Genomic DNA, 12,147 nt, shown 5'->3' on the forward strand with positions numbered 1-12,147 from the left:
CTCATCGCCATTCAGCAGGGATAATTTTTGTGAACTGTCTATCGACTTTTTCCCTTGTTTTTGCATCAACCTCAAGGACTTTTGTGTACCAAGGTTTCATTCGGCAATCAATGACCACAGGCGGTAGCAACCCGACATGAAATCGATGTACTGCGTTTGAACGGGCATGAATATCCGCAGCTGGTTCGAATCTGGTGAAAATGGTCCAGAGAAAGTCCTGCGTCGAGGAAGTCGCCTCCCTGCTATCATCGACCAGAAAGATTATTGGCCAATCCTGCACTGCAGTAAACTCGGCTAGCTCTTTCGCCAATGTAGGTTTTTCTTGGTAAGGCGAACCTTGGACAACCAGTGCCCCTGGCAGGAAAACTACTGGTTTTGAACAATATTCTGGTAAAGAGGTGTTGAAGTGTTCGGGGAGTTGGCGTCTTTTCGCTTTACCTAGGCCCAAAAGCATGGCCTTGGAACCTTTATTAACAGACGGCCCGGTATAATCGAGGGTATCTTGGGAAACGTTGGCAAAGACAAAGAGGTCCTGTTCCCAATTTACCCTTTCCAATACGTGAACCAACAAATCTGGAAAATTGGTGATATCGATATCACCGTCTGTGACAATAAGGAATTTTGTAAGGGAAAGCTGCCCTTCGCCAAGGATTCTTAAACCGCAGGCAAATGCTTCACGTGGATAACGATCAGAGACCTTGGCGGCAGCAAGACAATGAAAACCAGTTTCGCCGTATGTCTTTAATTCTTTGACCCCCTTCATAACAAACGGAAAAAGCGGTGATAACAATTCTTGGAGATAGTCGCCGATAAAAAAATCCTCTTGTCGAGGACGACCGACAACCGTCGCTGGATAAATAGCATTATTACGATGATAAAGGTGGCTGACTTGGAATACCGGGTAATCGTGTTGCAGAGAGTCGTAACCGTAATGATCGCCGAACGGACCTTCAGGCCGACGAAGGTGAGGAGGAACCAGGCCCTTGATTGCAAATTCGGCATTGGCAACAAGCTTGTGCCCTCCTAATGGATCCTTGGTCATGGAGAGTTTGTCGCCGATAAGCAAGGAGGTGAGGAGGAGCTCAGGAAGATCCTCGGGAAGCGGCGCAATGGCAGAAAGCATAAGAGCCGGAGGACCACCAATAAAAAGAGTCAGGGGGAGAGCCTTGTTGAGCTTTTCCGAATCATAATAATGGTATCCACCTCCTTTATGGATTTGCCAGTGAATACCGGTAGTGGCATCATCGTAGCGCTGGATGCGATACATGCCGAGATTATGACCCCGGCCTTCTGGGTGTTCCGTGTAAACGAGCGGCAGGGTTACGAAGGCACCGCCATCGCTGCTCCAGGAGGTGAGCATGGGGATAGAACTAAGCCGTGGCGGTTGCTGGCAGTTTTCAAGTATTGGGCCTTTGGAGACGTTTTTTAGGCCGATCTTCAACCCATCGAGGAAAAGTTGCTTATTCTTCCAGAGGTTTGTAATAGACAGCGGCATAATAGATTCGGCGAGTCGAACCACGTCGCGGACAAATTGCTGTGGCTTATTACCGAAGGCAAGTTCAAGTCTTTTGCTGGTACCAAAGAGGTTGGTGGTAACCGGAAACTTTGAGCCTTTGACTTTGGTATAAAGCAGCGCTGGTCCACCCCGAGAGATTACACGACGATGAATTTCGGCGATTTCCAAATAGGGGTCGACCTCTTCCTCAATGAGCAGCAGTTGATTTTCTTTTTTAAGAAGGTCTAGATAACTGCGCAGGTCGTATAATTTGTCGAGAGCCACGCATTACTCCTTATGCTGGTGATCAGGGTCGAGCAAAAAGAGCCGGTGGTACTCATCTTTGTCGAGGTGTTTTTTTAAGAGCCCAAAAAAGGTATCCACGAATTGGTTGATTTCTTCGCAGGTGAGCCTTTCAGAAAGTATTTTGGCAAATTCCGGACGACCTGCAAGTTGCAGAAAGGTAGCAAATGAGAGTCGATCCAATTCCTCGGCCAAGCCGAAGCACATTTTTTCGGGTTGAAGGGTCATGAGCTGTTTATGCGGTGAGTTTGGTGGAAAAGGGCTGTTGATGGTCTGCAATAATTTTCCAGCGAACTGAGCGGGCACGGGGGCCGTCAAATTCACAAAAGAAAACCTTCTGCCAGGTGCCAAGCTGCATCTTGCCGTTCTCAATAAATATGGTGAGATGGGTGCCGGTCAGCATGGCCATTATGTGAGATGGTGAATTTCCTTCACGGTGTTTATATCCAAGGTTGCGGGGGACCATATACGCAAGGCCCTGCAGGATATCCAGGCAGACGTCTGGGTCCGCACCTTCATTAATTATAAGACCCGCAGTGGTATGTGGATTGTAAAGGTGAATAATTCCTGAAGAGATCGCTTGGCTCTGGATAATTTTGTCAATTTCGCTTGTAATGTTGACAAGTTCCACACTTGATGTCGTGGAGAGTTTCAATTGGCCGTTGGGCATAGCCCCTCCTTTATATGTATTGAGGCGTAGAGGCATTGAGAAATCGTCGCGGCTAAAGCGAGTGTGCCTTGCTTACTTGAATAGCTCTTACGACGTTGGAATTGGCTTGATATCGATACATTTACAAAGAATCCCTTAGTATAGGTTCTTTTAATCCTTCAGTCAATCTTTGCCCGGCATGACCTGTTGTAGAGATGCACCCAAATGTTAAGCTTGCTGGAGTGGTCTAGAGAAGACGGGGAAGGATAAAAACGCCGCATCAATTAAACAGGATAAATCCCGGAAGAAGGAATATTTGCTGCCTTCTCGCTTATATTGGCATAGTAGCCCTTCTTGACTTGTGCCACAATACGAATACAATACAGGCGTACCAAATAGCTATACCTTCACAGGAGAGATATCTGCTGTTTTAAAATATTTGCGTATTATTTATTCGTCAAGATACGATGCAAGGCCCAGAGAAATGCCCTTTGGTGCGCATTTTCAATAATATCTTTAATTGAAGGCGACGTTCACTTAGCGCCTCAAGGGATAGAGGTACCGTGATGGTAGAACAAGCTGAACAGATAAAAAATATCTGGATGGTGAGCCGAGAGTACGGTGAGCTTGCCGGAGCCGGAGGGGTCAAAGATGTTGTCTGTCAACTCGCCGAGGCACTTGCCAAAGGAACTGCCAGGTCCCTACAAGTGGTGTTGCCCCTATATGGTTTTGTCAACGCGCGAGAACAGGGGTTCTTGCCTTTGAGGGATCCCTTCTGCCCGGATCGCATTTTAAGGCTGCGGATTGATATGCACCAACCCGACAAACGAATACTCGAAGAAGTTCACTACTATTATAAAAAGATCAATAAGGTAAGCCTGTACCTTGTCGACGCGGAGCGCTACCGACAAAAGTCGGATGTGTATACCTACAGTGAAAAAGACGAAAATTTGGTGCCTTGGCAGAAAAAATCGATGGGTCATCATGACTTCTTCGCAATGAATCTGCTCCTGCAAAAGGCGGCTCTCGAACTGATGATTGTTCTTGGGGAAAAGCCAGATGTTATTCATTGCCATGATGGACATACGGCAGTTTTGCCTGCGCTTATCAGGGAGAATGCCGGATATCGAAATTATTTTCGCGAAACCGGGTGTATAGTCACTATTCATAACGCGGGGTATGGTTATCATCAGGAGGTTATTGACATTCCCTATGCTGTCTCAATAACTGCTTTGCCAAAGCACGTCATTGATGACAACCAGCTCGATTTTAAGTTTGATCCCTTCCTTGTTGCCGGCCAGTATGCCATAATCAACACGGTGAGTGAAAATTATGCCAGAGAGTTACGGGAGACGGACAGTGATTACCTGACAGGATGGTTGGGCCACGAGCTGTTACGGCGCGGTGTAACCCTCGAAGGTGTGACCAACGGCATCGATCCGGACTTTTTCTGTTCCAGGGCAATAGCCGGGAGTAACCCCGAATTGATTTTCTCCCCTGGAAAAGAAGAAGATAATCTAGCCGGCAAAAGACGCTGCAAAGAACTGCTTCTCGAAGATTTGTATCATCGCACTTCCCTTAATGGTGTGCGGTGTTTTGGCAGTATCGACAGAAAGACCGAAAATCCACTTATTACCTTTATAGGCCGACTCAATGAGCAAAAAGGTATTGATATTTTCACAACGGTTCTTGCTGAGTTGCTCGCCAAAAACCAGGAGGTTCAGGTCATAATCCTTGGAACTGGTGCAAGCGAGATAAATACCAGTTTAATCCGTATGGCCGAGCGGGAAGGATTTGCTGGGCGGGTGTGTTTTTTACAAGGATTTAGTCCGGAAATGGCAAACAGGGTTTTTGCTGCTGGAGATTTTTTCGTTATTCCTTCTCGATACGAACCGTGTGGATTGACAGATTTCATTGCTCAATTATTTGGTAATATTCCAATAGTGCATCGCGTAGGTGGTTTGGTAAAAGTTATCGATGGGGTGACCGGGATAACATACGAAGGTAATGCACCTGGGGATTTGTTGAAAGCCCTGGAGCGGGCGCTGGTTTTGTATACGGACAAGGGGCTGATGAGAAAGATACAGCTGCAGGCGGTGCAGGAGATAGAACGAAACTATATTTGGTCGAAGGTAATGCGGAAATACCTGGAGCTTTACCGTAAAGCCAGAAAACAGCAACTATGCCGTGAATGAGGGGCCTCTGGTCATTTATGCCAGGAATTACACGCTAAAAATCATGATGCAACAATGATCATGGACAAATTACTACCGGTTTCGGAGTGCCAACAGTGCCGGAAGATTAAGGAGAGAAAACAATGACGATAAAAATTGGAATTAACGGTTTTGGCCGGATTGGCAGAAATATTTTCAGGGCAATAGATAAGGATAGTGCATTTGCCGATATTGAGGTTGTGGCAATTAACGATCTCACTGACAACCCGACACTTGCCCATCTGCTGAAATATGACTCAGTGATGGGAGTGTATGCCAGAGACGTGCAGAGCAATGAGAAAGGCATCATGGTGGATGGCCGGCAGGTAGCCGTATCAAATTTTCGCAATCCCGCTGAGATTCCGTGGGGAGCGCTTGGTGTCGAGTATGTGGCCGAATGTACTGGCAAATTCGTCGATGCAGAGTCAGCGCAGGCCCATATCGATGCGGGTGCATCAAAGGTGGTTATTTCAGCACCGGCAAAAGGCAATGTGAAGACCTTTGTTATGGGAGTAAATGAAGATGAGTATGATCCTGTCACCCATCACATAGTGTCTAACGCCTCCTGCACCACTAATTGCCTTGCCCCATTTGCCAAGGTGATTCTCGATAAGTTCGGCATCAAGCGCGGCCTGATGACAACAGTACATGCATATACAGGGGATCAAAGACTGCTCGATTTTCCGCATTCCGACCCACGCCGAGCACGGGCTGCGGCATTGTCGATGATTCCAACAAAGACTGGCGCAGCGGCAGCGGTGTCTTTAGTAATACCGGAACTTAAGGGCAAATTTGATGGGTTGGCTGTTCGAGTACCCACACCGACAGTATCCTTGGTCGATGCGGTTATGGAGGTGGAAAGAGAGACCACCGTGGCAGAGGTGAACAAGGCCTTAAAGGATGCGGCTAGTAGATATCTCGGTTATACGGAATTACCCCTTGTCTCTATCGATTTTCAGGGCAATGCGCACTCTTCAATTATTGATGCTCAGTGCACAAAGGTGATAGGTAATTCGGTTAAAGTGATGAGCTGGTATGATAATGAGTGGGGGTATTCCAATAGAATGCTTGATCTTATTCTCCATATGGAGGCGAATAAGGCAATTTGATATCCTAGTAAGGAAGGAAGCAATAGTACGAACGCCTTTGCTGATTCGTCACAAAGGCGTTTTTTTTATCACTTGCCACGGCGGGAATGTCTTCGATATACTCACGGTGTATATGGGGAAATAATTGCCTGACAAGAAAATATATTATAGGTTGATATGGAAGCCACGCCTCAAGAGAAGATTATTGAATCGGATGCTTTACGGGCAAATCTCATCGAGACTGCGGGGAGCGTGGTTATCGAAGAAGATTTATTGGTGTTGCTTGAGGCTGTTGAACAATTCAACGGATTACATACGGCCCTCGAAAAACTTCTATTGGAGATCTGTCACCCGTTTCGCAATTGGAAGATTATTTTGCCGCAGCTGCGTAGTTTTGCCTTAAAGAACTCCAACCATTACCGAACACACCTGCGTGGACCGGATGCCTTTTGTATTTTTAGTCGGATTTTTTTTGAGGCAATACACGACACTACTCGGGATGCCGGTCTGTTGTCCCAGGCGGTTAGTGCCCAAATGGTCTGGCTTGATAAATTAACTAGTCAGCTTACCGGTGATGATTTGCGTCGTTTTGCAATGGAGTTAAACATCGTATTCGAACGATTGGCGGAATTGGACAGAACAGACAAGCAGGTTATGATGCAAATTGTTCAGGGGCAGCACCCTTTTGTCAAAATTGCCAAACAACTCCTTGCTCTTACTGCACAAGATCGGGTTGAATTTGATTTTACGCCGCTTGCCCGACTCCTCCAGACTATTCTCAGTAACTGCTATCGATATTGGTTGAGGGAAGATGATCCGCTGACCTGGTTTCTCGACCGCTGCAGCATACCGGTTGCGGACTTTCATTCATCTAATCTCTTTCAGGCAATTTCCCATGAAACGATGGAGCGTCAACTGGAGGAGGTGACTGGACTAGACATAACTAACGGTCCTTCCACGGCATTGCAAACCATGCTTGAGTATCCGGAACATGTTGATATTGTTAAATATTACAGGGCGATGCCGAATAATCTCGTGGCGGCAGAGGCGGTCTTTAGGCAGATTGAAGAGCAGGGAATAACCCATCTCCATCATTTTACCGAAAACAGAAAGCTGCTGTTTTTGTTTAAGATAATGGATACGGATGGATTGTATCTCATCCATGAAGAGACTCTGCGGGAGATTAATCGGAGCCTTGTGCAGCTTATTCGGCAACAAAGTTTTGAGGAAATTGAGGATTTCCTCCTGACTGCTTTTAAGCTGCTTAAGGCCAATGTGCGCAAATTTCCTCACACCTCCCTGCAATGTATTCAGGTGTTGGGTGGAGAGGTGTTCGACCGTGGCAACAGTCGCATGGTCGAGGCCTTTCTCTGGGGTGTAGTGCGTTTTGGTTTTCAACACGCCAATGTTGTTGGCGTTGATGAAAACTGGCAACCACTCGCGAATCCGGCGCACCTTGCTAATATTCGGGTCTGGCTTCACCTGATCATGCGGGAGCCGAAATGGTGTTCTACTCTATTCTCGGCACTGATCATTCATCTCAAACTCTCCGGCACCTGTGTCAAAGATACTGATTTATTTCAGAGGGATATTACCCAACTGCTCAATCATCCAATAGAGCCAATTTATAATCTTTCGAAACAATTCGCAAAATTGATGCCGGTATTCTTTAATGAAATTGGCTCTGAAGGTGAGTTGCGGGATGTATCGACAGAACTCGATGAGATCCATAGGCGCAAGGACGTGCTGATACATTTTCTCCGCAAACAGGGACATGTGGAGAGTTCCAACCTCATTGTCGATTTTGTTCAGGCGATTTTTCTTTTTTGGAAAACAGGCGATAAAAGCCTTCTCATCCCCTTTATTCCAGAGGAAGTTTACAGCCAAGTAGCCATCAACGGTGAGTATATCGACGATGTTCGGCTTCTCAGTGAGCGATTTTGGTCGGCAATGGCCATCAATAGAGTGCAGGACCTCCTCGTTAAAGATAAGGAAACGATCAGCCACTACCTTGAAAGCCAGAAGGATATTCGGCCAGAGGAGATCCGCCGTTTTGAATTGCTGGTGCGGATGTACAAGCTGCTCTACAAAAAGTATAATTTGGGCGTACAACAACTCCGTTCGGAAATTTTAAAGGCCGTCAACGATGGTTTTCCGGAGATGGAACGGCTTCTAGCCGATCTTGATCATGCTGATACAGAGCATTGCCTTGAAGCGCTGCTTACCGCCTTGGAAGGTTTGAAAAAAATCATTCTTTCCGAGGAAACCTTCGAGGCACAGGAGGATATATACTACAAGCGGCATATCGCCGCAGATATTCCTTCTGTCTACGGACGCTACAAGGAACGCAAGTTCGACGCCCTCAGTCTTACCTTTCGTCTCGAAAATTTTGCCAACCTGTATTTAGAAAAGTTGCCGGAAACTGTTAATTTATCGATTATTACCCAGGCCACTTTTTATAATATTGTTCGCTGTATCAACCTATTTCTCCGGGCTTTGGCGATTGACGGTATAACCTCCAGGCGACTCTCAACCTATCTCTCGCTGCTGGAAGCCTCACTGAAGGTTCGAAGATTTTCCTACACTCAGTATCTTGATATCTTTCGTGGGATGTCTGAAGGAGTGAAGGACATTATTTACGCCTTCTATACCAATATTCACCAGAATAACTTGTCGATCATCATCCCTCAGATCGGTAAAGAAAATCTTCTTGAGAAATTTGCCAATTTCTATGACGAGACGGAGGTAGGGACGACTGTACAGAGATTGTCGGAGGTTTTCTTCCGGGAATTAATTTCCTCAACCTTTGGGCTGCAGCATCTTGACAATTTCATTCTTAGGATACTACAAACTCTTGAAAATCAAAAAGATCTCCTCGATCAGGAACGGTTAGACCTGCTCATGACCTACAATCCGGAGAGGGTGCTGTCGTTATTGCATCGGCCGAATCCATACACCAACAACCTCATTCATCTTGGGAACAAGGGTTTTAATCTGGCGACTCTTCTTGCTGAAGGAAAGCGCGTGCCGGAGGCATTTGTCCTAACAACGGAAATATTTCGTTGCCGGGAGATTGTCTTTGGGTATGACAAGACCCGTCAGGAACTCATGGAGCGCATTCGCCAAGCCTTGACGGAGATTGAACAGTTGACGGGAAGGACCTTCGGTTCACCGGTTAGGCCTTTGCTTTTGTCTGTGCGGAGTGGTGGCGCCATTTCCATGCCGGGAATGATGGCCACCGTGGCAAATGTCGGACTCAATGAAGAACTTATTGCCGATCTCATCGTCAATCATGGCAACGAATATCTGGCCTGGGACAATTATCGGCGATTTTTGCAATCCTGGGCGATGATTTCCGGGGTCGGCCGAGAGGATTTCCAGGTTTTGATGAATGCCGCCAAGGCTAAATATGATGTGACTTTAAAGAGGCATTTCTCCCCAGAGCAAATGAAGGAGCTTGCCCTTTCGTACCGAGGTTTAATCCGGCAACGGGGGATTGTCATCCCTGAGGATCCCTGGCTCCAACTGGTCAATGCTATTCAGTTGGTTTTGGATTCTTGGGAAACTCAGAAGGCCCAGGAGTTTCGCAAAATTATGGATGTATCCGATTCGTGGGGAACGGCGGTGATTGTCCAGGCCATGGTCTTTGGCAATAAGAGCGGCAATGCAGGGTCGGGTGTCGTTTTTACGGCGCACCCGTATCGCAAGGTACAGCGTGTAGCACTCTGGGGTGACTATGCCTATGGGGATCAAGGTGAGGATATTGTTTCCGGGTTGGTATCGAGCCATGCGATCTCGGTTGAACAGGCGAAACTCGACGGCAGGCCGGAAGAGGAAACTCTCGAGCACCATTTTCCGAAAATATATAAACAACTATTAGATATATCAAGAGAACTTGTCTATGAGAAACGATGGAATCCGCAAGAGATAGAGTTTACTTTTGAAGGGCCTGAGCCTGATAAACTCTATCTTCTGCAGACCCGAGATATGATAACCATCAAGAAAAAGGAGCACCTGAATGTCTTTGTTGAAAGTCCAGCCTTAGAGGCATCTTATCTCGGCAAAGGTGTGGGGGTTTCCGGATCAGCGCTTTCCGGTCGTGCTGTATTCACTGAAGATAATATTCGCAAACTGAGACAAACCGATCCGGTGACGCCACTTATCCTTATTCGTCAGGATACCGTTCCCGAGGATATCAAAGCGGTGAGCCAGGCTGATGGCTTGCTTACTTCCAGAGGGGGGCAGACCTCTCATGCTTCGGTTGTTGCAGTACGCTTGGAGAAGACCTGTGTCGTCGGATGTAGGAGCTTAAAGGTATATGAGGCCGAGCAATATTGCGAAATTGCCGGAGTCAAAATCGTTTTTGGCGATCCGATTTCTATTGATGGCCGTAATGGCCAGGTCTTGAATGGGGCTCATTCAATAGTTGAGGAGTACCACATACTGCCGATATAGTGTTTAAGAAACGAAAATACATGTAGGGTTAAAAAATTAAACGGTAAACATCGGCCGGGTAACAAGTTGTGACGATTTCTTAATGGTGGTAGAGGGATGGAGATGGCCGATGGAATGATGTGACGGTGATTTTTGGAATAGGGTTGTCTGCAAGCTTGGGGAGGAAAAAGATGTCGGATACGAAAAGATTCAGGAAAGGCCCGAAACTTTTTTCATTGGCCCGGAAAAAGGCACTATTCTTGGGGGTTCCACAGGAAAAGGGGGTTAAACTCGCCGAACTTATCTGCAGGATCCAAGAGCAAGAGGGCAATATCCCGTGCTTCCGGCAACGGGAAAGGTGCGCTGAAACTGCTTGTTGTTGGCAAGGGTCATGCTCTGTATTGATGATTCGGGAGGAATAAAGGCTAGGGTGACAAATTAATCTCTGTTTTCAGGAACCCCAAGTCTTTTCAGAATGAGACCCATTGGACAGAACTTTGAGAATCCAAACTGGAAGAGGTTGAGGCCGACGAATGCCGTTAACAAGAGCCAATAATTACTTTGGAAAAAAGGGCTGATCTCGACACCAAGGGAAAGACTGAGAAGAATAAAAAAACCGGCAATAATATGGATCCAATCAGTGATTATCATGGCAATTGTCCTTTCGTTTGATGCGCAGCGTTTTAAAGATTTGGGCAGAAAAGCAGTCGCATGCTCTTGATAAGTTCGAGAATACGCTTGTCGACGATCTTGTTGTAGATAAAATTTGCATCCTTGCGGTAGTCAATGATACCCTGGCCTCGCAAGATATTTAAATGTTGGGATACATTTGCGTTGGTTGTCTTAACTTGCTCCCTTATGTCACCTACAGAAAGCTCCTTGTCCTGCAAAAGACAGAGAATTTTCAAACGAATCGGGTGAGACATCGATTTTAGAAGTTTCGCCATTGCGTCAATTTGCTCGTCTTGCATTCTCCCCCCTCATGGTAGTATTTCAGTTTTTAATGTAATAGTTGTTATGTTTTTGTAAAGGTTTTTTTGGAGGATCGCCTGGATTTTAAGCAGTCTTGTCTGGGTATCAGAGGCTGACACCTTCAACGTGCCTTCCTCGTTGCCTGAGAAGGCATTAGTTGCGCACAGGATCAGATTAACAGGAGATAGGAAGTGAACCATACTGCCTAAAGAGGTTATCAGGCAACATTAATATACCTAGGTAGCAGTGCATGAGGCAGGAAGTGGGCTGAAAGTAGCGTTGTCTTTTTTGCAGCATGGAAAGGATAAACTTGAATCTAGGATGAGAAAAGGGTTTATTGATAACGATTTTTTGAGGCATTGAACTATAGACAAGGAGGATGGATAATGACGACTTCGTTGCTGACTCCGGGGAATGTCTGCTTGCATGTAGTTGATGTTCAGCAAAGTCTTATGGCAAAAATTGATGATGCGGAGAGGGTTGCATCGACTGTCGACCTCATGATCCGCTGTGCCAGAATCTTCAAAATGCCAATTCTTGCCAATACCCAATATATCAAAGGGCTAGGTCCCTATGCTGCAGATCTTGAAGAACTTGTGCAAGGTATTCCACGTTTTGACAAGGTGGAGTTCAACGCCTTAGCCAATGAGGATACGGCAACCTTTATCGGCGAGCTTCCCAAAACTGTAACGACGATAGCATTAGTGGGTGTAGAAACACACATCTGCATCTACCAAACTGCAATGGGTCTATTGAATCTGGGGCTTAAGGTTTGGATCGTTGCCGATGGAGTATCATCAAGAAAGAGGGCTGATCATGAAGCCGGCCTTGCTCGTTTGCAAAGTGTTGGAGGGATTATTGGTCCAGCGGAAATGCTTATATACGAGTTGCTGGGCAGGGCAGGAACCGCCGAGTTTAAGCAGGTACTGCCGCTTATCATTAATCGGAGCTCCTAGTATCCACGGAAATTATATTAAAGGTCTACCGATGGCG

9 protein-coding genes are annotated in these 12,147 nt (G+C 46.4%); 4 read left to right on the forward strand and 5 right to left on the reverse strand.

The annotated features are described in order from the left end of the window. Window position 1 precedes the first annotated feature (1 nt). Genes OEL83_02340 through OEL83_02350 form a run of 3 tightly spaced genes read right to left on the reverse strand, consistent with a single transcriptional unit; the run spans window position 2 to window position 2,468 of the window. Window positions 2-1,780: a UbiD family decarboxylase gene (locus tag OEL83_02340; GenBank protein MDK9705866.1), complete on the reverse strand. Its 1,779-nt coding sequence runs from the start codon at window positions 1,778-1,780 to the stop codon at window positions 2-4. A gap of 3 nt (window positions 1,781-1,783) precedes the next feature. Further along, window positions 1,784-2,026, reverse strand: coding sequence for a hypothetical protein (locus tag OEL83_02345; GenBank protein ID MDK9705867.1), 243 nt, complete (start codon window positions 2,024-2,026; stop codon window positions 1,784-1,786). Between the two features lie 7 nt (window positions 2,027-2,033). Continuing rightward, window positions 2,034-2,468, reverse strand: coding sequence for a secondary thiamine-phosphate synthase enzyme YjbQ (locus OEL83_02350; GenBank protein MDK9705868.1), 435 nt, complete (start codon window positions 2,466-2,468; stop codon window positions 2,034-2,036). A gap of 545 nt (window positions 2,469-3,013) precedes the next feature. Between OEL83_02350 and OEL83_02355 the strand changes: the two genes are divergently transcribed. The 3 genes from OEL83_02355 to OEL83_02365 all read left to right on the forward strand — a co-directional run bounded on the left by OEL83_02355 (window position 3,014) and on the right by OEL83_02365 (window position 10,203). After that, the gene (locus OEL83_02355) at window positions 3,014-4,642 is read left to right on the forward strand and encodes a glycogen/starch synthase (protein ID MDK9705869.1); all 1,629 of its coding nucleotides are present in this window, start codon (window positions 3,014-3,016) and stop codon (window positions 4,640-4,642) included. A gap of 122 nt (window positions 4,643-4,764) precedes the next feature. Further along, entirely contained in the window at window positions 4,765-5,769 is a 1,005-nt protein-coding gene (gene gap, locus OEL83_02360) for a type I glyceraldehyde-3-phosphate dehydrogenase (GenBank protein ID MDK9705870.1), read from the forward strand. Between the two features lie 156 nt (window positions 5,770-5,925). Further along, entirely contained in the window at window positions 5,926-10,203 is a 4,278-nt protein-coding gene (locus OEL83_02365; protein MDK9705871.1) for a PEP-utilizing enzyme, read from the forward strand. A gap of 417 nt (window positions 10,204-10,620) precedes the next feature. On the opposite strand, the gene OEL83_02370 is transcribed toward OEL83_02365, so the two are convergent. Together OEL83_02370 and OEL83_02375 are read right to left on the reverse strand one after the other, a co-directional pair. After that, a complete protein-coding gene (locus OEL83_02370; GenBank protein ID MDK9705872.1) occupies window positions 10,621-10,833 on the reverse strand; it encodes a DUF2892 domain-containing protein in 213 nt (70 codons plus the stop codon). A gap of 32 nt (window positions 10,834-10,865) precedes the next feature. Beyond that, window positions 10,866-11,153, reverse strand: a complete 288-nt coding sequence (locus OEL83_02375) for a metalloregulator ArsR/SmtB family transcription factor (GenBank protein ID MDK9705873.1) — start codon at window positions 11,151-11,153, stop codon at window positions 10,866-10,868. A gap of 387 nt (window positions 11,154-11,540) precedes the next feature. Between OEL83_02375 and OEL83_02380 the strand changes: the two genes are divergently transcribed. Beyond that, on the forward strand, window positions 11,541-12,110 hold the full coding sequence (locus tag OEL83_02380) for an isochorismatase family protein (protein ID MDK9705874.1): 570 nt from the start codon (window positions 11,541-11,543) through the stop codon (window positions 12,108-12,110). Window positions 12,111-12,147: the final 37 nt, after the last annotated feature.

Origin of the sequence: Desulforhopalus sp., assembly GCA_030247675.1 — a bacterium.
Lineage (GTDB): Bacteria > Desulfobacterota > Desulfobulbia > Desulfobulbales > Desulfocapsaceae > Desulforhopalus_A.

Excerpts from the sequence above, each read along its gene's own strand:
- gap (MDK9705870.1), top strand. The coding sequence starts at position 4,765 with ATGACGATAAAAATTGGAATTAACGGTTTTGGCCGGATTGGCAGAAAT.
- OEL83_02355 (MDK9705869.1), top strand. The coding sequence starts at position 3,014 with ATGGTAGAACAAGCTGAACAGATAAAAAATATCTGGATGGTGAGCCGA.
- OEL83_02370 (MDK9705872.1), bottom strand. The coding sequence starts at position 10,833 with ATGATAATCACTGATTGGATCCATATTATTGCCGGTTTTTTTATTCTT.
- OEL83_02380 (MDK9705874.1), top strand. The coding sequence starts at position 11,541 with ATGACGACTTCGTTGCTGACTCCGGGGAATGTCTGCTTGCATGTAGTT.
- OEL83_02365 (MDK9705871.1), top strand. The coding sequence starts at position 5,926 with ATGGAAGCCACGCCTCAAGAGAAGATTATTGAATCGGATGCTTTACGG.
- OEL83_02345 (MDK9705867.1), bottom strand. The coding sequence starts at position 2,026 with ATGACCCTTCAACCCGAAAAAATGTGCTTCGGCTTGGCCGAGGAATTG.
- OEL83_02375 (MDK9705873.1), bottom strand. The coding sequence starts at position 11,153 with ATGCAAGACGAGCAAATTGACGCAATGGCGAAACTTCTAAAATCGATG.
- OEL83_02350 (MDK9705868.1), bottom strand. The coding sequence starts at position 2,468 with ATGCCCAACGGCCAATTGAAACTCTCCACGACATCAAGTGTGGAACTT.